The organism is Azospirillum sp. TSH20 (genome assembly GCF_003115935.1).
Taxonomy (GTDB): domain Bacteria; phylum Pseudomonadota; class Alphaproteobacteria; order Azospirillales; family Azospirillaceae; genus Azospirillum.
Window position 1 is genome coordinate 83,845 of the sequence record NZ_LGQU01000045.1, and the last position, 23,943, is coordinate 107,787.

Annotated in this window: 23 protein-coding genes; 17 read left to right on the top strand and 6 right to left on the bottom strand. The window is 67.9% G+C overall.

Annotated features, from left to right (window positions below; genetic code table 11):
• Nucleotides 1-4: 4 nt before the first annotated feature.
• From urtC to TSH20_RS35310, 5 genes are all read left to right on the top strand, one after another.
• Nucleotides 5-1,165, top strand: a complete 1,161-nt coding sequence (gene urtC, locus TSH20_RS13105) for an urea ABC transporter permease subunit UrtC (RefSeq protein ID WP_109075160.1) — start codon at nt 5-7, stop codon at nt 1,163-1,165.
• A 3-nt stretch (nt 1,166-1,168) separates the two neighbouring features.
• Nucleotides 1,169-1,915, top strand: coding sequence for an urea ABC transporter ATP-binding protein UrtD (gene urtD, locus TSH20_RS13110; RefSeq protein WP_085084212.1), 747 nt, complete (start codon nt 1,169-1,171; stop codon nt 1,913-1,915).
• A 14-nt stretch (nt 1,916-1,929) separates the two neighbouring features.
• A complete protein-coding gene (gene urtE, locus TSH20_RS13115; RefSeq protein ID WP_109075161.1) occupies nt 1,930-2,625 on the top strand; it encodes an urea ABC transporter ATP-binding subunit UrtE in 696 nt (231 codons plus the stop codon).
• 87 nt (nt 2,626-2,712) lie between these two features.
• Nucleotides 2,713-3,123 (top strand): hypothetical protein, encoded by a 411-nt coding sequence (locus TSH20_RS13120; RefSeq protein ID WP_109075162.1) that lies wholly within the window; start codon nt 2,713-2,715, stop codon nt 3,121-3,123.
• Between the two features lie 182 nt (nt 3,124-3,305).
• A complete protein-coding gene (locus TSH20_RS35310; RefSeq protein ID WP_169054982.1) occupies nt 3,306-3,458 on the top strand; it encodes a hypothetical protein in 153 nt (50 codons plus the stop codon).
• A 24-nt stretch (nt 3,459-3,482) separates the two neighbouring features.
• On the opposite strand, the gene TSH20_RS13125 is transcribed toward TSH20_RS35310, so the two are convergent.
• The 3 genes from TSH20_RS13125 to TSH20_RS13135 all read right to left on the bottom strand — a co-directional run bounded on the left by TSH20_RS13125 (nt 3,483) and on the right by TSH20_RS13135 (nt 6,012).
• On the bottom strand, nt 3,483-4,364 hold the full coding sequence (locus TSH20_RS13125) for a 5'-nucleotidase, lipoprotein e(P4) family (RefSeq protein WP_109075163.1): 882 nt from the start codon (nt 4,362-4,364) through the stop codon (nt 3,483-3,485).
• 83 nt (nt 4,365-4,447) lie between these two features.
• Nucleotides 4,448-5,347, bottom strand: a complete 900-nt coding sequence (locus TSH20_RS13130; protein ID WP_109075164.1) for a pyridoxamine 5'-phosphate oxidase family protein — start codon at nt 5,345-5,347, stop codon at nt 4,448-4,450.
• A 32-nt stretch (nt 5,348-5,379) separates the two neighbouring features.
• The gene (locus TSH20_RS13135; protein WP_109075165.1) at nt 5,380-6,012 is read right to left on the bottom strand and encodes a glutathione S-transferase; all 633 of its coding nucleotides are present in this window, start codon (nt 6,010-6,012) and stop codon (nt 5,380-5,382) included.
• Between the two features lie 111 nt (nt 6,013-6,123).
• Between TSH20_RS13135 and TSH20_RS13140 the strand changes: the two genes are divergently transcribed.
• Nucleotides 6,124-7,023: a LysR family transcriptional regulator gene (locus TSH20_RS13140; protein WP_109075166.1), complete on the top strand. Its 900-nt coding sequence runs from the start codon at nt 6,124-6,126 to the stop codon at nt 7,021-7,023.
• Between the two features lie 32 nt (nt 7,024-7,055).
• Here the strand turns inward: TSH20_RS13140 and TSH20_RS13145 are convergent, their stop codons facing one another.
• The gene (locus TSH20_RS13145) at nt 7,056-8,006 is read right to left on the bottom strand and encodes a formylglycine-generating enzyme family protein (RefSeq protein ID WP_109075186.1); all 951 of its coding nucleotides are present in this window, start codon (nt 8,004-8,006) and stop codon (nt 7,056-7,058) included.
• Between the two features lie 251 nt (nt 8,007-8,257).
• Here TSH20_RS13145 and TSH20_RS13150 point away from each other — a divergent pair, with 251 nt between their 5' ends.
• From TSH20_RS13150 to TSH20_RS13185, 8 genes are all read left to right on the top strand, one after another.
• Nucleotides 8,258-8,779 carry a ferritin-like domain-containing protein gene (locus tag TSH20_RS13150; RefSeq protein WP_109075167.1) on the top strand — a complete coding sequence of 174 codons (522 nt, stop codon included), beginning with the start codon at nt 8,258-8,260 and terminating at the stop codon, nt 8,777-8,779.
• 122 nt (nt 8,780-8,901) lie between these two features.
• Nucleotides 8,902-9,702 (top strand): hypothetical protein, encoded by an 801-nt coding sequence (locus TSH20_RS13155; RefSeq protein ID WP_109075168.1) that lies wholly within the window; start codon nt 8,902-8,904, stop codon nt 9,700-9,702.
• A gap of 75 nt (nt 9,703-9,777) precedes the next feature.
• Nucleotides 9,778-10,284 carry a PaaI family thioesterase gene (locus TSH20_RS13160; protein WP_199232001.1) on the top strand — a complete coding sequence of 169 codons (507 nt, stop codon included), beginning with the start codon at nt 9,778-9,780 and terminating at the stop codon, nt 10,282-10,284.
• A 182-nt stretch (nt 10,285-10,466) separates the two neighbouring features.
• Entirely contained in the window at nt 10,467-10,931 is a 465-nt protein-coding gene (rplM, locus tag TSH20_RS13165; protein WP_109075170.1) for a 50S ribosomal protein L13, read from the top strand.
• A gap of 2 nt (nt 10,932-10,933) precedes the next feature.
• The gene (gene rpsI / locus TSH20_RS13170; protein ID WP_109075171.1) at nt 10,934-11,422 is read left to right on the top strand and encodes a 30S ribosomal protein S9; all 489 of its coding nucleotides are present in this window, start codon (nt 10,934-10,936) and stop codon (nt 11,420-11,422) included.
• Nucleotides 11,423-11,555: 133 nt separating this feature from the next.
• A complete protein-coding gene (gene argC, locus TSH20_RS13175; RefSeq protein ID WP_109075172.1) occupies nt 11,556-12,632 on the top strand; it encodes an N-acetyl-gamma-glutamyl-phosphate reductase in 1,077 nt (358 codons plus the stop codon).
• Nucleotides 12,633-12,809: 177 nt separating this feature from the next.
• Entirely contained in the window at nt 12,810-13,346 is a 537-nt protein-coding gene (locus tag TSH20_RS13180; protein ID WP_109075173.1) for a gamma carbonic anhydrase family protein, read from the top strand.
• A gap of 170 nt (nt 13,347-13,516) precedes the next feature.
• Nucleotides 13,517-14,113, top strand: coding sequence for an OmpA family protein (locus tag TSH20_RS13185; protein ID WP_109075174.1), 597 nt, complete (start codon nt 13,517-13,519; stop codon nt 14,111-14,113).
• Between the two features lie 136 nt (nt 14,114-14,249).
• On the opposite strand, the gene TSH20_RS13190 is transcribed toward TSH20_RS13185, so the two are convergent.
• Nucleotides 14,250-14,924, bottom strand: coding sequence for a pyridoxamine 5'-phosphate oxidase family protein (locus tag TSH20_RS13190; RefSeq protein ID WP_109075175.1), 675 nt, complete (start codon nt 14,922-14,924; stop codon nt 14,250-14,252).
• Nucleotides 14,925-15,045: 121 nt separating this feature from the next.
• Between TSH20_RS13190 and TSH20_RS13195 the strand changes: the two genes are divergently transcribed.
• Nucleotides 15,046-16,533 (top strand): PLP-dependent aminotransferase family protein, encoded by a 1,488-nt coding sequence (locus TSH20_RS13195; protein WP_109075176.1) that lies wholly within the window; start codon nt 15,046-15,048, stop codon nt 16,531-16,533.
• Here the strand turns inward: TSH20_RS13195 and TSH20_RS13200 are convergent.
• Nucleotides 16,530-17,459, bottom strand: coding sequence for a glycosyltransferase (locus TSH20_RS13200; RefSeq protein ID WP_109075177.1), 930 nt, complete (start codon nt 17,457-17,459; stop codon nt 16,530-16,532). The genes TSH20_RS13195 and TSH20_RS13200 overlap by 4 nt on opposite strands.
• A 293-nt stretch (nt 17,460-17,752) precedes the next feature.
• Between TSH20_RS13200 and treS the strand changes: the two genes are divergently transcribed.
• Both treS and glgB read left to right on the top strand, forming a co-directional pair.
• Nucleotides 17,753-21,103, top strand: coding sequence for a maltose alpha-D-glucosyltransferase (treS, locus tag TSH20_RS13205; RefSeq protein ID WP_109075178.1), 3,351 nt, complete (start codon nt 17,753-17,755; stop codon nt 21,101-21,103).
• A 255-nt stretch (nt 21,104-21,358) separates the two neighbouring features.
• The gene (gene glgB / locus TSH20_RS13210; RefSeq protein WP_109075179.1) at nt 21,359-23,653 is read left to right on the top strand and encodes a 1,4-alpha-glucan branching protein GlgB; all 2,295 of its coding nucleotides are present in this window, start codon (nt 21,359-21,361) and stop codon (nt 23,651-23,653) included.
• Nucleotides 23,654-23,943 lie beyond the last annotated feature (290 nt).

Below are 23,943 nucleotides of genomic sequence, written 5' to 3' on the forward strand. Positions count from 1 at the left end.
TCCGATGCTGCTGCGCTTTTTCCTGATGGGGCTGGACCGCAAGGCTGGGATCGTCCTGACGATCCTGGCATTCCTGGCGGTGGCGGTCCCGGTGATGACGCTGTGGGTGCCGGCGGACTCGCCCTTCCACCTGTCGGTCTTCACCGTCTCGCTGCTGGGCAAATACCTGTGCTTCGCGCTGCTGGCGCTGGCGCTGGACCTTGTCTGGGGCTATTGCGGCATCCTGTCGCTCGGCCATGCCGCCTTCTTCGCGCTCGGCGGCTATGCCATGGGCATGTACCTGATGCGGCAGATCGGCCCGCGTGGAGTCTACGGCAACCCGGTCCTGCCCGACTTCATGGTCTTCCTGAACTGGAAGGAGCTGCCCTGGTACTGGCTCGGCTTCGACCAGTTCTGGTTCGCCGCGATCATGGTGCTGGTGGTGCCGGGCGCGTTGGCCTTCGCCTTCGGCTGGTTCGCCTTCCGCAGCCGCGTCACCGGCGTCTACCTGTCGATCATCACCCAGGCGCTGACCTTCGCCCTGCTGCTGGCCTTCTTCCGCAACGACATGGGCTTCGGCGGCAACAACGGCCTGACCGACTTCAAGGACATCCTCGGTTACGACATCCAGGCCGACACCACCCGCGTCGCGCTGTTCGTGGCGACCGTCGCTGCGCTCGCGCTCTCCTACATGATCGCGTCGGGCGTCATCGGGTCGAAGCTGGGCAAGGTGCTGGTGGCGCTGCGCGACGCCGAAAGCCGCGTCCGCTTCATGGGCTACGACACCGAAAGCTACAAGCTGTTCGCCTGGACCCTGTCGGCCTGCATGGCCGGCGTCGCGGGCGCCCTCTACGTCCCGCAGGTCGGCATCATCAACCCGTCGGAATTCGCCCCGGCCAGCTCGATCGAGGCGGTGATCTGGGTCGCGGTCGGCGGACGCGGCACGCTGGCCGGCGGCATCCTCGGCGCGGTGCTGGTCAACATGGGCAAGAGCTACTTCACCGGCGCGCTGCCGGAGCTGTGGCTGTTCGCGCTCGGCGGCCTGTTCGTGGCGGTCACCCTGTTCCTGCCCAAGGGCCTGCTGGGGCTGGGCGCGCAGTTGAAGGCCAAGCTGCCCGGCCGCAAGACCCCCGCCCTCCCCAACGCCCAAACCGCAAACCAGACCGCTGGCCAAAAGGGGGCCTGACCCATGAGCGCGGAATCGACCCTTCTCTATCTCGACGGCGTGTCGGTCAGCTTCGACGGCTTCAAGGCGCTGAACAGCCTGTCACTGGTGATGATGCCCGGCGAGATGCGGGCGATCATCGGCCCCAACGGCGCCGGCAAGACGACGATGATGGACGTCATCACCGGCAAGACCCGCCCCGACACCGGCACCATCCTGTTCGAGGGCGACACCGACCTGACCCGCCTGCGCGAGGCGGCGATCGCCAATCTCGGCATCGGCCGCAAGTTCCAGCGTCCGACGGTGTTCGAGCCGCACACGGTGTGGGACAACCTTGAACTGGCGTTGAAGGCGCCGCGCCGGCCGCTGAAGACGCTGACCTACGCCATCAGCCGCGACGACCGCAGCCGGATTGAGGAAATCCTCGACATCACGCGCCTGTCGGCCCTGCGCAACCGTCAGGCCGGCAGCCTGTCGCATGGGCAGAAGCAGTGGCTGGAGATCGGCATGCTGCTGGCGCAGGACCCCAAGCTTCTGCTGGTCGACGAGCCGGTTGCCGGCATGACCGACGCCGAAACCGAACAGACGGCGGAACTGCTGTGCAGCATCGCCGGCAAGCATTCGGTGATCGTGGTGGAGCATGACATGAGCTTCGTCCGTGCGCTCGGCGTCAAGGTGACGGTGCTGGCCGAAGGCTCCGTCCTGGCCGAAGGCTCGCTGGACGCGGTGAGTTCGAATCAACAGGTCATCGACACCTATCTCGGCCGCTGACCGGAGATCCCAAGATGCTGGACGTTCGCTCCCTCGATCTGCATTACGGCGCCGCCCAGGCCCTGCGCAGCGTTTCCATGAAGGCCGAAATCGGCAAGGTCACGTGCTTGGTCGGCCGCAACGGCGTCGGCAAGTCCAGCCTGCTGCGCGCCATCGTCGGGCTGAAGCCGGTGTCCGGCGGCTCCATCGGCTGGGACGGCGCCGACGTGACCAAGATGGCGCCGGCCGACCGGGCGCGCCGCGGCATCGCCTATGTGCCGCAGGGGCGCGAGATCTTCCCGCTGTTGACGGTGCGGGAAAATCTGCTGACCGGCTACGCCCCGCTGCCGCGCTCGCAACGCTCGATTCCCGACGAGGTGTTCGAGCTGTTCCCGGTGCTGAAATCCATGCTGGAGCGCCGCGGCGGCGACCTGTCGGGCGGCCAGCAGCAGCAGCTCGCCATCGGCCGCGCCCTGGTGACCCGCCCGCGCCTGCTGGTGCTGGACGAGCCGACCGAGGGCATCCAGCCCTCCATCATCAAGGACATCGGCCGCGCCATCTCCTATCTGCGCGACAAGGGCACCATGGCGATCCTGCTCGTGGAGCAGTATTTCGACTTTGCCCGCGACCTTGCCGACGATTGGGTGGTGATGGAACGCGGCGAGGTGATGCTGTCCGGCCCGCGCAGCGGCCTCGACGAGCAGGAGGTTCGCAAATACCTGACGGTGTGATGCCTGCGGAATAACCGCGCCTCCAGGTGCGTCCTTCATCCATCGGGTCCGTCGTCCGGCGGGCCGGTTTTGGGGAGGAACCGCAGAATGACGTCCGCACTCCGTGTCACCGCCGCCGCCATCGGCCTGGGAGCCGTCCTGTTCGGCGCGCCCGCCTTCGTTCAGGACGCCTTCGCCCAGGACAAGGAACCGGCCATGACGGGCAAGACCGCGATGGGTCCCGTCCTGACCGACGCGAAGGGCATGACGCTCTACGTCTTCGACAAGGACAGCGCCGGCAAGTCGGCCTGCAATGGGCCTTGCGCAACCAACTGGCCGCCGCTGATGGCTCCCGCCTCCGCCAAGCCGATGGGCAAATACACGGTGGTCACCCGCGACGACGGCAGCCACCAATGGGCCTATAACGGCAAGCCGCTCTACACCTGGGCCAAGGACATGAAGCCCGGCGACGCCACGGGTGACGGCGTGAACAATGTCTGGCATGTGGCGAAGCCGTAAGACCCCGTCCCGCGGTGTCGTGGTGGTCAATCCGCCCCACGGCGCCGCGCTCTTTTGAGGTATTCCTAGCCTGTCGAGGTAATGCGCAAACGCCGACTTCGCAGGCGGCGCTCTTTAATGGTCGTTAAGGATCGAAACCGCAAGATGTCCTCACCGTCATCTTGCTCATGGAGCAGCAGGCCATGTCGATCTACAACGCCGCCTCGTTCGAAGCCACCCCCTCCGCCGAACCGAAGGTCCGCAAGATGCAGGGTCTGCCGCGACTGGCGGTGTGGGCGGTGATGATCGGCACGCCGTGGGTGGTGATCGTGCAGGCGGTGCGCCTGATCTTTTAAATCTGGCGCACCACCGTCACACCCTTACTGGGTTGGCGCCACCCAGGGTTCCAGCGCGCCGATCTTCTTGGCCCGCTTTTCGTCCGCCGACAGTTTGAAATTATGCCCATAGGGCGCGCTCTCGAACGAGCCGTATCCGGGATTGGCCAGCATCAGCCAGTCGCGCCCGAAATGCTCCTTCACCGTCTCATAGGCCTTCATCCGCTCCGCCTCGCTGCCGTTGGCGGAATCGGTGAAGTCGTTGAAATTGTCGCCGAACAGCAGGACGATCCGGTAATCCTTGGCAATGGCGGCGCGGCGTGCGCTCTTCGCCGAACCCCACTCCTGCTTTTCCTTCGACATCAGGAAGGTATCGACGTTCCCGCCCATCGGGAAGCCCAGCGCCTGCGCGTTGCGGCGGGTCGGCTCCTCCTGGTCGGCGCTGCGGTTGGTGACGTAGAAGACCTTGACGCCCTTCGACTCGGCATATTGGGTGAACTCCACCGCACCCGGCACCGCCGTCGCCTTCTCCGCCTTCACCCAGGCGTCCCAGGTCTTGGGCGAGAAGTCGGTGCCGCTGGTCACCAGACCGGTCTGATAGGCGGAGTTGTCCATCGCCGTCTCGTCCAGGTCCAGCACCACGGCCGGCGGCAGCTCCTGGTAATTGCCGGTCTGCTCGGTCGCCGCGGTCCAGTTCTTGTCGGCCAGCGCCTTGTCCAGCTGGACCTTGCCCAGCGCATAGACCGCCAGCGCGTTGGCCTTGTATTCGACCGACCGCTGCATCCACAGCTCGGCGTTCAGCAGGTCGCTCTGAGGCACCGAGCCTTGAGGCGCCGGATCAGCCGCCAGGGCGGGCCCGGCGAGAAGGGATAGGACAACCGCACCGGACAGCAGCGACCAGCGCCCGGAACAGGCGGAATTGCGCATCGACACACCCATCCATCAAGTGTCATGGAACCGTCATCGAAGCACAGATCCGGACGCTTGGCGACGGTTGCGTGACCCATGCGTCACGGTACCCCGATACGCTCCCCCGGTTCCTTCCAACGCAGCGGGATCGCCGCCTTCCGCCGCCATCCGCGCTCCACCTGCAGGCTCCAGCTGCGCTGGGCATTGGGCAGGGCAGGGTCGGGTTCCCAATCGATGCCGACCGCCCCGGTCAGGTGCAGCACGTCGCCGCTGGCGACATCGACCAGCAGCAACCCGGCGCGCGGGTTCAACAGCATGTTGCCCAGCGTGTTGAAATAGCGGTTGCCGGAATAGTCGGGCACGATCAGCCGGTCGCCGTCGATCCGGATGAAACCCGCCGGCCCGCCCCGGTGCGACACGTCCAGCCGGCCGTCACGCCCCGCCGACGAGGCGGAGGCGACGAAGGCGGTGTCGGCCGCACCGATCAGCCGCCGGGCCTCGCCGTCCAGTCCGGCCAACGCTTCCACGGCTCCGGCGGGGGAGGGGGCTTCATCCTCCGCCCGGCGAACATGGATGTATTGCGGGCAGTTGCCGAAGCTCTCCTCCACCGCCATGGCGAAGGCCAGCCCGTCGCGGGCCGCCACCCGGCCGTTCACCCGGTTGCGTCGCCGGGTGGCGAGGTCGATGCCCAGCGCCGCCACCGGTTCCCCCACCGCCGGTCCGGCCGGCCAGGGCTGCCACGCGCCATGGTCGGGCCGCACCCACAGCGTCTGCGGGTCGGCGGCGGAGACGAAGCCGGGGGCGCCGGTCAGCACGCCGGCCGCCGGGTCGCCGGCCTCGTCACGCGCGGCGACCAGCAGCCAGGGCAGCAGCGGAAAGAACTGCTGATGCTGAGGGATCAGCCGGTCGCGGATCGGCGCCGACGGCACGCGGAACCCGGCCCGCGCCTGCGCCTCCCGCTCGCCGGGATGGAAGGGGTCGGGGATGCGGTCCTGGTCCATGGCCGTGCTCCTACGTTTGCAGTGGCGGGCGTTCAGGCGGATTGCGGAATCGCGCTCTGCGGCATCGGGATCAGCGCCGGGATCGCCTCCACCCGCTCCAGCCAGCGGCGGATCGCCGGATAGGGATCGAGCGGGATGTGGCCTTCCGGCGCGCGGGCGACATAGGCGTAGCAGGCGATGTCGGCGATGGTCGGCCGTTCCGCCGCCAGCCAGTCGCGGCTTGCCAGATGACCGTCCATGAAGCGCAGGACGCGCCCGGCGACCGCCTGCGCGTCGGTCAGCGAAGCGGCTCCGCCCCACAGCGTCAGGATGCGCGCCAGGGCCGGCCCGAAGCGCAAATCGCCGGCGGCGATCGACAGCCAGCGCTGCACCCGCGCCGCGTCCTCCGGCGCCTTCGGATTCCACAGGCCGGAAGCGTCATAGCGGTCGGCGAGATAGACCAGGATGGCGACGGAGTCCGGCAGGACGAGGTCGCCGTCGACCAGCACCGGAATTTGTCCGAATGGGTTCAGGGCGAGGAAGCTTTCCGACCGCCGCAGCTCGGCGCCGGCCTCGACATAGCGGTAGGGCAGGCCGAGGATGTTCAGAAAGGCTTCCACCCGATGGCTGTGCCCCGACAGCGGCGTGCCGTAGAGCGTGATTGCGGGCTCGGTGGTGGTGCTCATCGGACGGTTCCCCTGGATGACTGTTTCGCGGATGCCCACAGCCAACCACTTGCGCGCGTCGGCAGGAATGCGCTTTCATCAAAAGGGACTCTTTCAGAATTCGGAAGAATTGTGGACCGGCTGGACGAACTGACGATCTTCGTGGCGATCCTGGAGGCCGGCAGCCTCGCCGGCGCGGCGAAGCGGCTGCGGCGGTCGGCGCCCGCGGTCACCCGCGCGCTGTCGGGACTGGAGGAGCGGCTGGGCCTGCGGCTGATCGAGCGGACCACCCGCAACCTCGCACCCACCGACGCCGGCCGGCGGCTGGCCGAGCAGGCGCGCCGGCTTCTCGCCGACTATGACGAGGCGCTGGCCGCCACCGGCACCGACCGGCCGCTGCGCGGGCGGCTGCGTGTCACCGCGCCGGTGATGTTCGGGCGCAAGCATGTGACGCCGCTGGTCCTCGACTTCATGCGGGCCTTTCCCGACCTCCGGGTCGAACTGGTGCTGTCCGACGGCAACCTCGACCTGATCGAGGAGGAGCTGGACGTCGCGATCCGCATCGGCCCCTTGCCCGATTCCGGCCTCGTCGCCCGGCGGGTGGGGCAGGTCGGGCGCTATCTGGTCGCCGGCCCCACCTATCTGGCGCGGCGCGGCACTCCGTCGGCGCCGGAGGATCTGGCCGGCCACGACATCATCCTGTCGACCGCCCGGCCGCGGCCGCCCGACTGGCGCTTTCTGGTCGACGGGCGGGAGCGGGTGGTCCGGGTCACCCCGCGGCTGTCGGTCAGCCACATCGAGCCGGCGCTGCTTGCCGCCCGCGACGGGCATGGCATCGCCCGGCCGCTGTCCTATCAGGTGGCCGACGATCTCGCCGCCGGCACGCTGGTGCGCCTGATGCCGCACACCGAGCCGGCGCCGCTGCCCGTCCATGTCGTGGTGCCGACGGCGCGGCTGATGCCGGGCCGGGTTCGTGCCTTCCTCGACCATGCGGTGGAGGGGCTGTCGGCGCTGGCCGTCCTGCGTGGCTGATTCTGCTTGGCCGAAGGGGCCGTAGCGGGGCCTCAGGGATCGCGGGCGACGCGGATGCCGTAGGCGGCATAGCCGATCTCCGCCCCGTCAATCCGGCGGACCGCCGACCGGACATAGCGCGGATTGCTGTGCCACGATCCGCCCCGCATCACCCGTTGCGGGCATGTCCCGCCGCCATCCGCCGCGCAGTCCTCCACCCACTGCCAGACATTGCCGAGCATGTCGTAGAGGCCGAAGCCGTTGGGCCGATAGCTGCCGACCGGCGCGGTGAACAGGGCGCCGTCGCGGCAGTTCGCGACCTCCCAGTCGGTGAAGCGGTCCTTGGCGCTCAGGTCGGCCTCGTTCGCCGCATCGCACCCCTTGGCCGGATCGTCGCCCCACCAGCGGGCGGTCCGGGTGCCGGCGCGGGCCGCATATTCCCACTCCGCCTCCGTCGGCAGGCGGTAGGGCTTGCCGGTCCGCCGGCTGAGCCAGTCCACATAGGCCTTGGCGTCGTACCAGCTGATGCAGACCACCGGGTCCCGGTTCGTCTGGTCGAAGCCCGGCCGGCGCCAGGAGAAATGCCAGCGCGGCAGCAGCTCCGTCTCGCCGGCATAGCCGCGGCAGATCGTCCGCGGCTTGTAACCGCTGTCCTGGATGAACCGGGCATATTCGCCGCGGGTCACCGGGTATTTGCCGATGGCGACGGGGTGCCGGATCGACACCGGCCGTTGCAGCGGCTCGTCGGGAAAGCGCTCCTGTTCCGATTCGGGCGAGCCCTGGAGAAAGCTGCCGGGGGGAAGGGCCACAAGGACCGGGGCGTCGGGATGGTCCCAGATCTCGCGGGCCGGGTTGGCCGCCTGCCAGACCTGGAAGGCCGCCAGCCGTTCGGCGCGCCAGCCGGTCAGGTCCTCCGGCTCCGCCCGGCGCCAGCCGGCGAGAGCGGCCAGCACGAGGATGAGGACGACCACCGCGCCCACGGAGCCGGGCAGGGTGACTGGCATGGCGGGGATGCCTCTTGCGGGGGCGCCTTTGGCGGGGATGCGGATCATGCCCAGCATTTCCCCGCGATCCCTTGCGTCCGGCAACCGCGCGTCCGTGTCCCGGTCGTGGCACTTCCCCGCCGGTGCCGGACACGGGTGGCCGAAGCTCTGCCCTTTTGAATTATGGCGGAAGCGGTAAGCGTCGAAGACGGTGTCCCGCTGTTGGTGCGGGCAGACGTTCAACGGAGCGTTGATACCACAGGAGCACACACATGGCCGCCTATCCCGCGGATCTCACGCGCGCGCTGTTCGTCACCGGCCTGCGCAACGCCCATGCGGTGGAACAGCAGGCGCTGGCCCTGATGGACCGCCAGCTGGACCGCCTCGTGAATTATCCGGAAGTCTCGGACCACCTGCGCATGCACCGTGGCGAGACCGAATCTCAGATCACCCGCATCGAGCAGATCCTGGACCAGCTGCAGGAAAGCCATTCCGGGCTGAAGGACACCGCCCTGTCGATCATGGGCAATCTCGCCGCGCTCGGCCATACCTTCGCCGAGGACGAGATCCTCAAGAACTCCTTCGCCAACTACGCCTTCGAGAATTTCGAGGTGGCGAGCTACCGCTCGCTGCTGACCGTGGCGGAGGCCGGCAACTTCGCCTTCGCCACGCCGCTGCTGCAGACCTCGCTGCGCGAGGAGGAGGCAATGGCCACCTGGGTGATCGAGAATGTGCCGAAGCTGACACTGAAATACCTGTCGCTGAAGGCCAGCAACCAGACCGCCGGCCGCTGACGCCGGGCGGCCATCGCTGCACTGCAACGCAGCCTTCCGGCCGTGTCCGGATTTTGCCCGGTGACGAGCCGGGGGGCTTTGCCGTAAGAAACTCGGCGGGTTTCAAAACGGATGGCTACCCCGTGCTCCGATCGGTCTCCTTCTGCCTGTTCATCGCCGCGGCCGGCGGTCTTGCGGGCTGCACCTCCGACTATTCCCCCAACACCTACGCCTCCAATGCGGTCCAGCAGGCCAACAAGGTGGAGCCGGGCGTCGTCGTCGGATTCCGTCAGGTGGCGATCAGCGCCAACGGCACGGTCGGCGCGGTCAGCGGCGGGGCGGCCGGCGGCATCCTGGGTGCGCAGGTGGGGACGGGCGGCATGAACGCCGCGCTGGGCACCGTCGGCGGCACGGCGATCGGCGGCCTGCTGGGCACGGCGATGGAGCACATCGCCGGCGACACCACCGGCTGGGAATACATCGTCCGCAAGTCGAACGGCGATCTGCTGTCGCTGACCCAGAAGGAGCCGCAGCCGCTGCCGATCGGCCAGAAGGTTCTGGTCATCACCGGCAGTCAGGCCCGCATCGTCCCCGACTATTCCACCCCGGCCGATCCCGCGCCCGCCAAGGCTGATTCGCCCAAGGCTGATTCGCCCAAGGCGGACGCCCCCAGGCCCGATGCGCCGAAATCGGAGACGCCGAAATCGGACATCAAGGCGGTCCCGCTCGCCCCGCCCGCCGAACCGGTCGCGCCGGCGGCACCCGCTCCGGCGGAGCAGTCCGCCGCCGAACCGGCTCCGCCCGCCACTGGCGGCGGCCCGATCCGCCTGACCGCCCCCACCGACACCGCACCCACCGCACCCACCGCACCCGCGGCGGCTCCGGAACCCGCAAGCCCGACCCCGCCAGAGCCGCCCCGCGCAGAGCCGAAGCCGGCCGAATAGCGGCACCATACTTGTCCGAATGGCCGGGATGGCGCACAGTCCGGAGGTCCAACCGAGATCACCGGCCGAGGGTCCATGTCCGCCGTCGATACCGCACAAAGCGCCGCCCCCGTCTCCGCTCCCGCCATGACGAAGGAAGAGCTGGAGGAACTGATCCGCGAGGGGGTTCCCCTGGTCGGGAATTTCGGCATCGTCGTGGAAAGCCTGAGCGCCGGGACGATTCGCCTGCGCCTGCCCTACAAGGACGATTTCGTCCGTCCCGGCGGCACCGTCACCGGCCCGGCGATGTTCGGACTGGCCGACGTGGCGCTCTATGGCGCGGTGCTGAGCCTGATCGGCCGGGTCGAGCTGGCGGTGACCACCAGCATGACCATCAACTTCCTGCGCCGCCCGCCGCCCGTCGCCATCATCGCCGAGGCGCGCGTCCTGAAGCTGGGCAAGCGGCTGGCCTATGGCGAGATCCTGCTGTTCTCCGAAGGCGATCCAGAGCCGGTCGCCCATGTCACCGGAACCTACTCCATCCCGCCGCACGCCCCCGTCACCGTTGCGGTATCTCATTACCGCATGGATGGGGCGTCATAAAAAATCGTTTAAGATCAATGGGTTTGCCTGCGCGGTATCTTATTACCGCGTCCGTAAGTCATTGAAAGGAAATGGAAATTTTTCCGTTGACAGAGGCCTGTTCCGGCCCGTAGAAAGCCGTCCGCTTCGGCGCCCCGGAATCGGCGGCCTGCCGATCCGTATTCGAAGAAACGAGTGTGGCGATGAAGACCTTCAATCTGAAGCCGACCGAAATCGAGAAGAAGTGGTACGTCGTTGACGCCGACGGCCTCGTTCTCGGACGGCTTGCCAGCATCCTGGCGAACATCCTGCGTGGCAAGAACAAGCCGACCTACACCCCCCACATGGATTGCGGCGACAACATCGTCGTGATCAATGCGGAGAAGGTGAAGCTGACCGGCAACAAGCGCGACGCCGACATCTTCTACTGGCACACCGGCTATCCGGGTGGGATCAAGGGCCGCTCCAAGGGCCAGATCCTGGACGGCAAGTATCCGGAGCGCGTGATCGAGAAGGCCGTGGAGCGCATGGTTCCGCGCGGTCCGCTCGGCCGCCAGCAGATGACCCATCTCAAGGTCTACAAGGGCGCCACGCATCCGCACGATGCGCAGCAGCCGGTCGCCCTCGATATCGGCGCCCTGAACCCGAAGAATAAGCGGAGCGCGTAACAATGGCTCAGGTCACCACCACCCTCTCCAGCTTGAAGGAACTGACGGGCGCCGCCGCCACCGCGACCGTCACCGAAGAGCTGGCCGCTCCGAAGCTGGACGCCCAGGGCCGCGCCTATGCCACCGGCAAGCGCAAGGACGCCGTCGCCCGTGTGTGGATCAAGCCGGGCTCCGGCAAGGTCACCGTCAACGGCCGCGACCAGTCGGTCTATTTCGCCCGTCCGGTTCTGCGCATGATGATCGCCCAGCCGTTCGGCGTGACCGAGCGTTCTGAGCAGTTCGACGTGGTCGCCACCGTCGCCGGCGGCGGTCTGTCGGGCCAGGCCGGTGCCGTCCGTCACGGCATCTCCAAGGCGCTGACCTACTTCGAGCCGGCCCTGCGCCCGCCGTTGAAGGCCGCCGGCTTCCTGACCCGCGACGCCCGTACGGTCGAGCGTAAGAAGTACGGCCGCGCCAAGGCCCGCCGCAGCTTCCAGTTCTCGAAGCGCTAATCCCTACACGGGCCTGCTGCTTTACGGTACAAGCGAGGGGCGTCCCGAAAGGGGCGCCCCTTTCTTTTTGCCCTCACCGTCACGCCTACCCAAACCTCAACGTTCCTCCCGTCAAGCGAAGGACATCGGTTCCATGGCCTCCATCAGCATTCCGGGCACCACTCCCGGCGGTTCGAAAATCCGCGTCGGCATCCTGGGCGCTTCCGGTTACACCGGCGCCGAACTGGTGCGCATGCTGCTGCGCCACCCGAACGTGGAGATCGCCGCGCTGACCGCCGAACGACAGGCCGGCAAGCCGATGGCGGAGGTGTTCCCGCATCTGGGCGGCTATGGCCTGCCCGATCTGGTGAAGATCGAAGAGCTGAAGTGGGACAACCTGGACTTCATCTTCTGCGCCCTGCCGCACGGCACCACGCAGGAGGTTGTCGCCGGCCTGCCCAGCGGCCTGAAGGTGGTCGACCTGTCCGCCGATTTCCGCCTGAGCGACCCGGCCGAATACGCCACCTGGTACGGGCATGAGCACCGTGCCGTCGGCCTGCAGAAGGAGGTCGCCTACGGCCTGACCGAGTTCAACCGCCAGGGCGTGCGCAAGGCGCGGGTGGTGGCGAATCCGGGCTGCTACCCGACCTGCTCGCTGCTGCCGCTGCTGCCGCTGCTGATGGAGAACCAGATCGAGCCGGGCGGCATCATCATCGACGCCAAGTCCGGCGTGTCCGGGGCCGGCCGCGACGCCAAGCAGGCCAACCTCTTCACCGAGGTGTCGGAAGGCTTCAACGCCTATGGCGTCGGCCACCACCGCCACATGCCCGAGATCGAGCAGGAGCTGCGGCTGGCCGCCGGCCGTCCGGTCACCGTCTCCTTCACCCCGCATCTGGTGCCGATGAACCGCGGCATGATGGCGACCATCTACGTCCGCATGGCCGACGGCGTCACCGCCGACGACCTGCGCGCGACGCTGGCCGCCCGCTATGCCGACGAGCCCTTCGTCGGCGTGACCCCGGCCGGCGTGGTGCCGGCGACGCGCCATGTCCGCGCCTCCAACCACAACCTGATCGGCGTGGTCGCCGACCGCACCCCGCGCGGCGCCATCATCGTGTCGGTGATCGACAATCTGGTGAAGGGCGCGTCGGGTCAGGCGATCCAGAACATGAACGTCATGATGGGGCTGGGCGAGACGACCGGCATCGATCAGGCGCCGCTTTTCCCGTAATCGGGTACCGCGGCAGGATGGGGCGGGGGCTGTGACAGCGTTGTGGCCCCCTGTCCGCACTGTTGCACAGAGGCACCAATCGGGATTTGCTTTGGCCTGTCAATGCGAAATCAGGTGGTGCCTTAAGCCTTACGGTGCTTCAATCCCGCCCGTCATGCACGACTTCGGTACGACCTGATGACCGGCCTTGTTCGCGCCTTCAACGGCATCCTGCCCACCGTCGACCCGACTGCGTTCATCGCGGAAACGGCGGCGGTGATCGGTGATGTCGTGATCGGGGCGAACAGCAGCATCTGGTACGGCTGCACCGTGCGTGGAGACGTCAACGAGGTCCGAATCGGCGCTCGCACCAACATTCAGGACGGCACCGTGATCCACGTGGCCTCTGAAGGGCAGGGCACCTACATCGGCGACGACATCACCGTCGGCCATATGGCGTTGCTGCACGCCTGCACGCTGGAAGACGGCTGCTTCATCGGCATGAAGGCCTGCATCCTGGATGGGGCCTATGTCGAGTCGCGGGCGATGGTCGCGGCCGGTGCTCTGGTGACGCCCGGAAAGCGGGTGACATCCGGATTCTTGTGGGCCGGCAGCCCTGCTAGACCGGTTCGCGAGCTGACGGAGCGCGATCTCGCGGTTTTTCCGGTTCTCAGCCACCGTTACACGGATTTGGCGGAAACCTACCGGAAAAGCTGCTATGGAAGTGGAGCATAGGTCCAAGAACGGGTACGGTTCGGCCAATCGGCTGGGGTGTCGGAACACCACCGCGCACCACATGTTGGGAAGGTCGCTGCCGCGCTTGAACTCGGGCGGATGCTTCGATTGATAGGTTCATCCCCCGCAGGCACTCTGATGGGGAAGGGTTCTGGAAGGGAGTGAAGACAATGAAGACTATTGTTCGCGCGGGTCTGGCTGCCATCCCGGCCGCCATCGTCGCTTTCGGTCTGTCGGCGGCCGCCAATGCCCAGGACGCGAGCCTGGTCGGCAAGGGCACCGAGTGGTGCAACCCGGTCATCGGCTGGGGCAACGTCGCCGCCCGCACCGCTGACGGCGGCTATGTCATCCATCAGGGCAGCTATCCGTGCCCGCCGGCCGCCGCTGCTCCGGCTCCGGCCGCCGTCGCCGCGGTCCAGAGCGAATATCTGGTGTTCTTCGACTGGGATAAGTCGAACATCACCCCGGCCGCCGATCGCGTGATCGGTGACGCGGTGTCGGCCATCCTGAAGAACGGTGGCGCCAAGATCAACGTCGTCGGCCACACCGATACCTCGGGGTCGCCGGCTTACAACCAGAAGCTGTCGGTGCGTCGTGCCGACGCGGTCAAGAAGGCCCTGGTCGCCAAGGGCATCCCGGCCGCCAACATCACGACCCAGGGCAAGGGCGAGAGCCAGCTGCTGGTTCAGACCGGTCCGAACGTCCGCGAGCCGTCCAACCGTCGTGCGCAGATCCTGCCGCGCCTGCTGAACGCTCCGTCGTCCTAAGGACGGTTGGCAGGGGGGCGTTCCGGGGGTATCGGACCGGCCTTCCCGCCAGCGGGAGAAACCGCAAGAAAAAGGCCGCGCCGGGCTTCCCGGTCGCGGCCTTTTTCTGTTTCAGACTGCTGTCAGCCCCCGATTATCACCCCTTGATCTGGGCCGGGTCCTGTTCCGGTTCGCCGGCGGTCAGCCGCAAGGGCACCACGCCCGCCCACACCGGGTGGTCCATATCCTCCGGATCGTCGCCGGGCGGGCCGGAGCGGCGCTTGGCCGACGCCTCGGCGATGGGGAAGGCCAGCACGGATGTGGCCTTCAGCTCCTGCGCATTGGGCGCCCGCACCTTGGCGCTGCGGCCGGGTTCGATCTTCTCCATCAGCGCGTCGAGCGCCGCGCGCTTTTCAGTCTCCTCCGCCACCAGCCGCGGCCGGCCGAACAGCATGACCGAGCGGTAGTTGACGGAGTGATGGAAGGCCGAGCGCGCCAGCACCCAACCGTCGATCAGCGACAGGGTGATGCAGGCCTCGCCCCCCTCCTGCAGCCGCCGGATCATCCGGCTGGAGGACGCGCCGTGGATCATCAACTCGTCCCCCACCCGCCAGGGGACCGTCGGGATCACCATGGGGGACGGAGCGCCCTGGCCCTTGATGGCGTCGTCGACGAAGCCGACGTGGCAGATCGGCGCCTCGTCGATGATGGAATGGATCAGGGCGACGTCATGGCTGCCGCGGTCGCCCAGCCGCACCGGACGGGTGCGCGGGGTCTGGGCCAAGGCGGCGGGAGAATCGGCCGCAGGGGGCTCGGTGAGAAGGCTGGTCATGGTCGTGCTCAAGGCCGGAACTGTTGCGATGGCCCAGAATGGGCGGCAGAATGGCCCCTTCGAAAGGTCCGGAATGTCGATTCCATAGGGACCAATTTACTATCCTCCTGAAAGGCTCGCCATGGCCCGCTCGGCACGTCCGGTTCTGTCCAGCCTCGGGCCGGTGGCGCTCGACCGCGACGGGGCGGAGCCGCTGCACCGCCAGCTCTACCGCGCGCTGCGTCAGGCGGTGTTGGATGGCCGGCTGCGTCCGGGCGAGCGTCTGCCGCCCAGCCGGGCGCTCGCCACCGAGTGGGGGCTGTCGCGCAACACGGTGGTCACCGCCTACGACACGCTGCTGGCGGAGGGCTATGTCAGCGGCCGGGTGGGGGCCGGCACCTTCGTTGCCCCCTCGCTTCCCGATGCGGCGCCCGGCGGCGTTCCGGCCCGCGACGAGGCCCGGCGCGGCGTCGGCCTGTCCGCCCGCGGCCGGGCGCTGGCCGAGGCGCCGGCCATCGCCCGCGACCGGGTGGGGCGGCCCTTCGCGCTCGGCACGCCGGACCTCGGTGCCTTTCCCGTCGAGCTGTGGGCGCAGCTGCTCGGCCGCTGCTGGCGCCACGGCGGACGGACGCTGGCGACGGATCCGGACCCGCTCGGCTACGCCCCGCTGCGGGCGGAGATCGCTGCCTATCTGCGAGCGGTCCGCGCCGTGCGCTGCGAGGCGGAGCAGGTGGTCATCGTTTCCGGCGCGCAGCAGGGCTTGGCGCTGATGGCGCAACTGCTTCTCGACCCCGGAGACGAGGCCTGGGTGGAGGAACCCGGCTGGCCCGGCAACCGCGCCGCCCTGCTGGGGGCCGGGGCGCGGCTGGTCCCGGTGCCGGTGGACGGCGAGGGCATCGACGTCGCCGCCGGCATGGCCCGTGGGTCCGGCGCCCGGCTGGCTCTGGTCACCCCCTCCCACCAATTCCCCCTGGGCGTGACCATGAGCCTGGCGCGGCGCCTGCGCCTGCTCGACTGGGCGGCGGCCCGCGACGCCTGGATCGTCGAGGATGATTACGACAGCGAGTTCCGCTATGCCGGTCCGCCGCTGGCCGCCCTCCAGGGTCTGGACGGCGCCGGCCGCGTCATCTATGTCGGCAGCTTCAGCAAGGTGATGTTCCCGGCGCTGCGGCTCGGCTATGTCGTGGTTCCGCCCGATCTGGTCGATCCGGTGCGCGCCGCGCGCCGCCATTTCGACGGCGGGACCAGCGTGGTGCCGCAGGCGGCGCTGCACCGCTTCCTGGCCGACGGCCATTTCGCCTCGCACCTGCGGGCCATGCGCTCCCTCTACGCCGCCAAGCGCGCCGCCATCCTGGCGTCGATCGCCGACGCCTTCGCCGGCTTCGCCAGCGCCGAGGCGGGGGAAGCCGGCATGCATGTCCTGCTCCGCCTGCCGCCCGACTGCCCCGACCATCTCCTGGCCGAGCGCGCCGCCCGCATCGGCCTGACCGCGCCGCCGCTGTCCAGCTACCACCGTTCCGACGCCGGGACCGCCGGCAACGGCCTCCTCCTCGGCTTCGCCGCCCACGACCCGGCGACGCTCGACCGCGCGGTGCGCGATCTGGCGCGGCTGGCGTTGCCGAACCGCTAGACCGCCTCCGCCACCCGCTCCACCGCCGGCACTTCCCAGGCCGGATAGCGCAGGCTCAGCTGGTGCGTGCGGTCCTGCATGTCCAGCACCGGGCGCAGCACCGACGGGTCGGCGCGCATGGCGTCCTCGCCGGCCATGTGGACGATGCCCAGGCGGCGATTGGGCAGGTAATACTCCACCAACTCCCGCCGCTCCGGGTCGAAGCGCCAGGGTCCGATATAGTTGCACCATTCCGGCAGAAGCTCGACCGGCAGCCCGTCCAGATAGATCGCCCCCGCCATCGCCAACTGGTCGGAGGTGAACAGCCGGCCCTTGCGCAGCACCCGCTTCTGCCAGCGCTGGAAGGCCTCCCAATGCGGCGCGTCGGACTTCAGCGCATAGGCGCCGGCATTCAAGGTCGGGCGGGTCGCCAGCGCCCGGCATTCCGCCGTGGTCAGTCCGGCGCGGCTGGAGTTCTTGTACAGGATCGACCGCACCCGGGCGAAGGGCCCAAACAACCAAGCGAGCCGCAACTCCGTCTCCGAAAAGCGGCCGAATTGGGCGACGATGGCGAAGCGGTTCAGCGCCGCCCCCCGCCGCAGCATCTCCACCGCCTCCCAATCCTGCACCCAGGCGTCGGCGTCGATCCAGATCACCGTGTCGTAGCCGGGGAAATATGTCGGCAGGTGCAGTTTGGCGAGGTTGGCCTTCAAATGGATGCGGTTGCGCAGCTTGTGCGCCGGAATGCTGACCGGCCAGGGCGGCGTCACCACCGCGGCCCCCTGCGCCTTCAACTCCAGGATCTGCCCGTCCGTCAGGCCCGCGTCGATCACGCCGATGGGGCAGTCTGCCGCCGGCTTCAACGCCCGCAGCGACGCGATCAGCTCGCTGATCAACGGATGATAGCGGCTGTCGCCGCCGGTGACGACGATGAAGGAGCCCAGCATGATTTATCCGATACGCCATAGGCGTAAAGTTGTGCGTAGAGCCACCCTGCCTGGATAACCCTTCGGCGTCAATCGATGTCCAGTTTGGATTGCTACGCTTTCGAACGGTTGCCCGGAACCTCCGGCCGGCCCCTTCTGAACGCGGTACGCCCAGGTTCTCGCCGTCCTGCCTATCCGGAAGTCAGGGGTTGTCTGACGGCTGGTGGGGTGAAACCTTCGCTCCCGTGGCTTGTTTCCGTCCCGTGTTCCCGCGACACGTGTTCCGTCAAACGCTTCTCGAAAGTGCTCGACCCATGATCGATCGGCAGGACCGGCTTTGGTACAAGGACGCCGTCATTTACCAACTGCACCTCAAGGCGTTCTTCGACGCCGACAATGATGGCATCGGCGACTTCGCCGGCCTGACCCAGAAGCTGGATTATATCCAGGAACTGGGGGTGACGGCGGTGTGGCTTCTGCCCTTCTATCCATCGCCGCTGCGCGACGACGGCTATGACATCGCCGACTACACCTCGGTCAACCCGACCTACGGGAACCTGGATGACTTCCGGCACTTCATGGAGGAATGCCACAACCGCGGCCTGCGGGTGATCACCGAACTGGTCATCAACCACACCTCCGACCAGCATCCCTGGTTCCAGCGCGCGCGCGAGGCGCCTCCCGGCTCCAACCACCGCGACTATTATGTCTGGTCCGACAGCGACCAGAAATACCAGGGCACGCGCATCATCTTCTGCGACACGGAGAAATCCAACTGGACCTGGGATCCGGTCGCCAACGCCTATTACTGGCACCGCTTCTATTCGCACCAGCCCGACCTGAACTTCGACAATCCGGAGGTTCTGGAGGAGGTGCTGAAGGTCATGCGCTTCTGGCTGGACATGGGGGTCGACGGGCTGCGGCTCGACGCCATCCCCTACCTGAAGGAGCGCGAGGGCACCAACAACGAGAATTTGCCGGAAACCCACGACGTCCTGAAGGCGATCCGCGCCGCGCTGGATGCCGAATATCCCGACCGCATGCTGCTGGCCGAGGCCAACCAGTGGCCGGAGGACGTGCTGCCCTATTTCGGCGATCCGGAAAAGGGCGGCGACGAATGCCACATGTCCTTCCACTTCCCGCTGATGCCGCGCATCTACATGGCGGTGGCGATGGAGGACCGGCATCCCATCGCCGATATCATGCGTCAGACGCCCGACATTCCGGCCGACTGCCAGTGGGCTATCTTCCTGCGCAATCACGATGAATTGACGCTGGAGATGGTCACCGACAGCGAGCGCGACTATCTCTGGAACTTCTACGCCGCCGACCGGCGCATGAGGATCAACCTCGGCATCCGCCGCCGCCTCGCCCCGCTGCTGGAAAACGACCGCCGCAAGATCGAGTTGCTGAACAGCCTCTTGATGTCGATGCCCGGCACGCCGGTGCTGTATTACGGCGACGAGATCGGCATGGGCGACAACATCTATCTCGGCGACCGCGACGGCGTGCGCACGCCGATGCAGTGGTCGATCGACCGCAACGGCGGCTTCTCGCGCGCCGACCCGGCGCGGCTCTACCTGCCGGCGGTGCTCGACCCGATCTACGGCTTCATGGCGGTCAATGTCGAGGCGCAGGCGCGCAATCCGTCGTCGCTGCTGAACTGGATGAAGCGGCTGGTGGCGGTGCGCAAGCAGCGCCAGAGCTTCGGCCGCGGCAGCTTCTCGCTGCTCTATCCCGGCAACCGCAAGGTCCTGGCCTATATCCGCTGCATGGAGACGGAAAACGGGTCGGAGATCGCGCTGTGCGTCGCCAACCTGTCGCGCTCGGCCCAGGCGGTGGAGCTGGACCTGAAGACTTGGAAGGGCCGCATCCCGGTCGAACTGCTGGGCCGCACCGTCTTCCCGCCGATCGGCGACCTTCCCTATCTGCTGACCCTGCCGGCCTACGGCTTCTACTGGTTCGCCCTGACGGCGGAGGCGGAGCTGCCGACCTGGCACGAGACCCCGCCGGAACCGGTGCCGGACCTGCTGACCGTCGTCATGCGCGACGGCTGGCACAGCCTGACCAGCGGCAAGGCGGCGGACGAGCTTGGCCGCGACATCCTGCAGGCCTTCCTGCCCAAGCAGCGCTGGTTCTCCGCCAAGGACCGCCGCATCACCCGCTCGCACGTCACCATGGCCGCCCAATTGCCGGGCCCCGGCGACGGCTTCATGCTGGTCAGGACGCAGGTAGGGCTGGATGGCGACGCCGCCGACCAGAGCTATTTCCTGCCGCTGGCGATGAGTTGGGAGAGCGGGGCCGGCGGCACCGGCTGGCCGCTGCTGCCCTACACGCTGGGCAAGGTGCGGCGCGGTCCCAGGACCGGCGCCATCTATGACGCCGTGCAGGCCGACGGCTTCGCCCTGGCGCTGATCGAGGCGCTGCGCCGCGGCGACACGCTGAAGGCCGCCGCCGGTGACGACGTCGTCCGCTTCACCGCGACCGAGGCGTTGAACGCCATCGAGCTGTCGGAAGAGCCCGAGGTGCGGCGTCTGGGCGTGGAGCAGAGCAACACCTCCGTCCTGGTCGACAGCCAGATCGTGCTGAAGGTGCTGCGCCGTCTGGTGGAGGGCGAGCATCCCGAAGTCGAGATGGGCCGCTTCCTGACCGAGGTCGGCTTCGCCAACACCCCCGCCCTGCTGGGCACGGTCGAACAGGTCGCCGCCGACGGCACGCCGACGGCGCTGGCGGTGGCCCAGGCCTTCGTCCGCAACCAGGGCGACGGCTGGGCCAGCACGGTCGAGGAGCTGGAGCGCCAGCTGGAGGACATCCGCCTTGGCGTCGCCGGCACCACCGAGGACGCCGCCGAATCGGGCGAGCCCTTCGGCATGCATCTGGTGATGATGACCACGCTGGGGCAGCGCACCGCCGAACTGCACCGGGCGCTGGCGCAAGGCCCCGGCAAGCAAGGCACCGCCAATCCGGCCTTCGACCCGGAGCCGATCACCGCCGAGGATCTGGCGCGCTGGGCCGATGCCGCTCGCGTCCAGGCGGAGGCTGCCTTCGCCGTCCTGCCGGGAACGCTGGACCGCCTGCCGGCCGACGTGCGGGCCGATGCCGAACAGCTTCTGGCCCGCCGGGCGGAGGCGATGGACCGGCTGTCGGCGCTGGCGTCGATGCCGGCCGACGGCGTCAAGACCCGCATCCATGGCGACTATCACCTGGGTCAGGTCGTGCGGGCGCAGAACGACTGGTACATCCTGGACTTCGAAGGGGAGCCGGCCAAGACGCTGGAGGAACGCCGCGCCAAGTCCAGCCCGCTGCGTGACGTGGCCGGCATGCTGCGCTCCTTCAACTATGCCGCCTGGGCGGCGTTGTTCCGGCTGGACAGCGCCGGCGAGGGGTCCAACAGCGGCGACAGCCCGGCGCTGGCCGCCGCCCGCGACTGGGAGCGCCGCAGCGTCGAGTCCTTCCTCGACGGCTATCGCACGGTGATCGAGGGCTGCCCGGCCTGGCCGTCGGAGGGCGGCACCGCGCGCGGCCTGCTGACCCTGTTCCTGCTGGAAAAGGCCTTCTACGAGATCGGCTACGAGGCGGCGAACCGGCCCAACTGGATCGGCATCCCGGTCAAGGGCGTGCTGGGCCTTCTCGACGACGCCAACGAGGCGGGCGCGAAGGAGTAACCGGGCAAATCCGCGGCGGGCATGGTGTGACGAAACCGCCGCGGGTATGTTCACCTCCGGAGAAGGCGTTCCGGCGGGGCTTTGCACCATGCAGCGCCTCGTTCGCCGTCATTCCCGCGAAGGCGGGAATCCAGGGCTCCCCAAAACGGGGTTTAGCGCGTAAGCCTGGATCCCCGCCTTCGCGGGGATGACGGGGATGGAACGGTTATGGTCCATGAAGACGATGGGGCCTCCACGAAGAAGGGCACTTGGCCAATGGCGAGCGACATGACGACGGATACCCGCAAGGACCAGGCGCAGACCGGCGTCTCCGAAAGCCGTAACCCCGGCCCCACCGACCACCGGGCCGAGGCCCTGCGCGCGGCGGCGGACGCCATCGCGCGGGCCGACCATGGCGATCCCTTCGCCGTGCTCGGCATGCAGCAGGAGGCGCCCGGCCGCCCGGTGGAGGTCCGCGCCTTCGTGCCCGGCGCCGAGCGGCTGTGGGTGATCGACAGCGCCACCGGCGAGCCAGCGGGCGAGGCCGAGCGCATCCATCAGGACGGTTTCTTCCTGGCCGTGCTGCCCGACCGGACGGAGCGTTTCCGCTACCGCCTGCGCGCGCAATACCCGCTGGCGACCCAGGAGTTCGAGGACGCCTATCGCTTCGGCAACATGCTGGGCGAACTGGACGTCCATCTGCTGGCCGAAGGCACCCACCTGCGGACCTACGAGAAGCTCGGCGCCCATCCGCGCGAGGTCGACGGCGTCGCCGGCGTGTCCTTCGCCGTCTGGGCTCCCAGCGCCCGCAGCGTCAGCGTTGTCGGCGACTTCAACAACTGGGACGGCCGCCGCCTGCCGATGCGCCGGCGTGTCGAGGTCGGGGTGTGGGAAATCTTCGTTCCCGGCGCCCGTCCCGGCCAGCGCTACAAGTTCGAGATCCGAGGGCCCAACGGCAACCTGATGCCGGCTAAGGCCGACCCCTACGCTTTCCAGGCGGAGATGCGCCCGGCCACCGCCTCGGTGGTCCATGGCCTGCCATCCTACGAATGGCGCGACCAGGACTGGCAGAGCCGCAAGCTCGCCACCTCCGACCGCACCGCGCCGATCTCGATCTACGAGGTGCATCTCGGCTCCTGGGCGCGGGTGCCGGAGGAGGACAACCGCTTCCTGACCTATCAGGAACTGGCGGAGCGGCTGATCCCCTACGCCAAGGACATGGGCTTCACCCACATCGAGCTGCTGCCGATCACCGAGCATCCGTTCGATGGCTCCTGGGGCTATCAGCCGATCGGCCTCTATGCGCCCACCGCCCGTCATGGCTCGCCGGAGGACTTCAAGGACTTCGTCAACGCCTGCCACCGCGCCGGGCTGGGTGTGCTGCTCGACTGGGTGCCCGGCCATTTCCCGACCGACCCGCATGGGCTGGGCGATTTCGACGGCACGCATCTCTACGAGCATGCCGACCCGCGCCAGGGCTTCCACCAGGACTGGAACACCCTGATCTACAATTTCGGCCGGACGGAGGTGCAGAATTTCCTGCTCGGCAACGCGCTGTTCTGGCTCGACCAGTACAAGCTGGACGGCCTGCGCGTCGATGCCGTCGCCTCCATGCTCTATCTCGACTACAGCCGCAAGGAAGGGGAGTGGGTCCCCAACAAGTTCGGCGGTCGCGAGAACCTGGAATCCATCGCCTTCCTGAAGCGGATGAACGAGCTGGTCTATGGCCAGCAGCCGGGCGCGATGACGGTGGCGGAGGAATCGACCTCCTGGCCGATGGTGTCGAAGCCGACCTACCTCGGCGGTCTCGGCTTCGGCTACAAATGGAACATGGGGTGGATGCACGACACGCTGCATTACATGCAGAACGACCCGATCCACCGCCGCTATCATCACCACCAGATGACCTTCGGGCTGATCTATCAGTTCTCCGAGAACTTCGTGCTGCCGCTCAGCCATGACGAGGTGGTGCATGGCAAGGGCTCGCTCATCAACAAGATGCCGGGCGACGACTGGCAGAAATTCGCCAACCTGCGCGCCTATTACGGCTTCATGTTCGCCCATCCCGGCAAGAAGCTGCTGTTCATGGGCGGCGAGTTCGCCCAGTGGAACGAGTGGAGCGAAGCGCGCAGCCTGGATTGGCACCTGCTGGACCAGCCGATGCACCGCGGCATGCGCGACCTCGTCCGCGACCTGAACGGCCTCTACCGCGAGTTGGAGCCGCTGCACAAGACCGACTGCGACCCGTCCGGTTTCGAGTGGATCGAATCGAACGACAACGAGAACTCGGTCTACAGCTTCCTGCGCAAGGCCGACGATCCCGAGCACATCGTCATCGCCGTCTGCAATTTCACCCCTGTCCCGCGCCAGGGCTATCGCGTCGGCGTTCCGCTGCCCGGCCGCTATGTCGAGCGGATGAACACCGACGACGGCAAATACGGAGGCAGCGGCGTCGGCAACCCCGGCGGTGGCGTCTATGCCGAGGAAATGCCCTGGCACGGCCGCACCCACTCGCTGGACCTGACCATCCCGCCGCTGTCGACGCTGATCCTGGAGAGGAAAGCGGATTAAGGAAAGTCCCCTCTCCCCCCCGGGGAGAGGGTTAGGGTGAGGGGGACGCATTGCGGCCCTCTACCGAGAATCCATTCCGTGAGTCCCCCCTCACCCTTCGCTCTCCCGCGACGGGAGAGGGAGACGCACGCGACAACCCGCTCCACTTTCCCAACCTCCCTTGACGCCGCCGGGGGGAGGCTTTCTTATTGGATCCCTTGTGTCTTTTCGGGGAACCGGTGAGGCGTGCGCTGGCTGATGGTCGATAGGAACCCTGTTCCCTCCAATGATGACGCGATGCGGACCCGGCG

Bases quoted from the DNA above. Each gene is read 5' to 3' on its own strand.
- urtC (WP_109075160.1), top strand. From the start codon at position 5: ATGCTGCTGCGCTTTTTCCTGATGGGGCTGGACCGCAAGGCTGGGATC.
- urtD (WP_085084212.1), top strand. From the start codon at position 1,169: ATGAGCGCGGAATCGACCCTTCTCTATCTCGACGGCGTGTCGGTCAGC.
- urtE (WP_109075161.1), top strand. From the start codon at position 1,930: ATGCTGGACGTTCGCTCCCTCGATCTGCATTACGGCGCCGCCCAGGCC.
- TSH20_RS13120 (WP_109075162.1), top strand. From the start codon at position 2,713: ATGACGTCCGCACTCCGTGTCACCGCCGCCGCCATCGGCCTGGGAGCC.
- TSH20_RS35310 (WP_169054982.1), top strand. From the start codon at position 3,306: ATGTCGATCTACAACGCCGCCTCGTTCGAAGCCACCCCCTCCGCCGAA.
- TSH20_RS13125 (WP_109075163.1), bottom strand. From the start codon at position 4,364: ATGCGCAATTCCGCCTGTTCCGGGCGCTGGTCGCTGCTGTCCGGTGCG.
- TSH20_RS13130 (WP_109075164.1), bottom strand. From the start codon at position 5,347: ATGGACCAGGACCGCATCCCCGACCCCTTCCATCCCGGCGAGCGGGAG.
- TSH20_RS13135 (WP_109075165.1), bottom strand. From the start codon at position 6,012: ATGAGCACCACCACCGAGCCCGCAATCACGCTCTACGGCACGCCGCTG.
- TSH20_RS13145 (WP_109075186.1), bottom strand. From the start codon at position 8,006: ATGCCAGTCACCCTGCCCGGCTCCGTGGGCGCGGTGGTCGTCCTCATC.
- TSH20_RS13150 (WP_109075167.1), top strand. From the start codon at position 8,258: ATGGCCGCCTATCCCGCGGATCTCACGCGCGCGCTGTTCGTCACCGGC.
- TSH20_RS13160 (WP_199232001.1), top strand. From the start codon at position 9,778: ATGTCCGCCGTCGATACCGCACAAAGCGCCGCCCCCGTCTCCGCTCCC.
- rplM (WP_109075170.1), top strand. From the start codon at position 10,467: ATGAAGACCTTCAATCTGAAGCCGACCGAAATCGAGAAGAAGTGGTAC.
- rpsI (WP_109075171.1), top strand. From the start codon at position 10,934: ATGGCTCAGGTCACCACCACCCTCTCCAGCTTGAAGGAACTGACGGGC.
- argC (WP_109075172.1), top strand. From the start codon at position 11,556: ATGGCCTCCATCAGCATTCCGGGCACCACTCCCGGCGGTTCGAAAATC.
- TSH20_RS13180 (WP_109075173.1), top strand. From the start codon at position 12,810: ATGACCGGCCTTGTTCGCGCCTTCAACGGCATCCTGCCCACCGTCGAC.
- TSH20_RS13185 (WP_109075174.1), top strand. From the start codon at position 13,517: ATGAAGACTATTGTTCGCGCGGGTCTGGCTGCCATCCCGGCCGCCATC.
- TSH20_RS13190 (WP_109075175.1), bottom strand. From the start codon at position 14,924: ATGACCAGCCTTCTCACCGAGCCCCCTGCGGCCGATTCTCCCGCCGCC.
- TSH20_RS13195 (WP_109075176.1), top strand. From the start codon at position 15,046: ATGGCCCGCTCGGCACGTCCGGTTCTGTCCAGCCTCGGGCCGGTGGCG.
- TSH20_RS13200 (WP_109075177.1), bottom strand. From the start codon at position 17,459: ATGCTGGGCTCCTTCATCGTCGTCACCGGCGGCGACAGCCGCTATCAT.
- treS (WP_109075178.1), top strand. From the start codon at position 17,753: ATGATCGATCGGCAGGACCGGCTTTGGTACAAGGACGCCGTCATTTAC.
- glgB (WP_109075179.1), top strand. From the start codon at position 21,359: ATGGCGAGCGACATGACGACGGATACCCGCAAGGACCAGGCGCAGACC.